Source organism: Haemophilus haemolyticus (assembly GCF_001679045.1).
GTDB classification, from domain to species: Bacteria; Pseudomonadota; Gammaproteobacteria; order Enterobacterales; family Pasteurellaceae; genus Haemophilus; species Haemophilus haemolyticus.
In genome coordinates, this window is sequence record NZ_LYCK01000010.1 from 1 (window position 1) to 684 (window position 684).

General features: G+C 41.2%; 1 pseudogene. It reads right to left on the bottom strand.

Annotation, left to right across the window (positions count from 1 at the left end):
- A pseudogene (locus A8M50_RS02865) lies at positions 1-525 on the bottom strand (baseplate J/gp47 family protein); the annotation flags it as partial.
- Positions 526-684 lie beyond the last annotated feature (159 nt).

Consider the following 684-nt stretch of genomic DNA (forward strand, 5'->3'; position numbering starts at 1 on the left):
ACTCGCACTTGATGAACGCATTGCTGTAAAACGATACGTCACACCATTAACTACGACGGAAAATACATCGCCCGTATTAATGGTATTTGAATTTAGCTCAATCCGTGCATAAGCAGCTTGATTTGAATCAATGCGTGCGTCTTCATCTGAATAATATAAAATCTGTGTTCCTGCATTGCGTACTGCAGTATATCGGGGGATTTCAACGCCAGTATTACCGTAAAAAATCACTGGCACCGTTGAGTGCTCTGCTTGTAAACGAGTGACTCCTGTAAAAGAAACGGCGCGATCTAAATTTGCTCCAGTTGCGCTCATCGGATACATTGCACTATAAACGCTTTCGATAAGCTCCCATAAGGCGGCAAAGCGTTCTGACTCAATGTTTAACATCATTCCCATCACAGTTTCAGGTGACAAATCAATATCTTCCCCAAACATTTTCTTCGCATTTTCATAAAGCTCTTTTAACTGCTCTGGCATACGCTTACGCACAAAGCCACTACGCGTTAATCCATAATTAGCCATTTCGTTTTATACTCACTTTGTCTTTTACTACACCTTCGTTGGTTCGTGCTGAAAATTGCACCGCCAAAACCCGATCTTTTAGATGAAATTCAAGAGATAAACGCTCTACCGCTAGAACCCCTTTCACACCCATAATCTTTTTGCGAAAAATGGATTGAA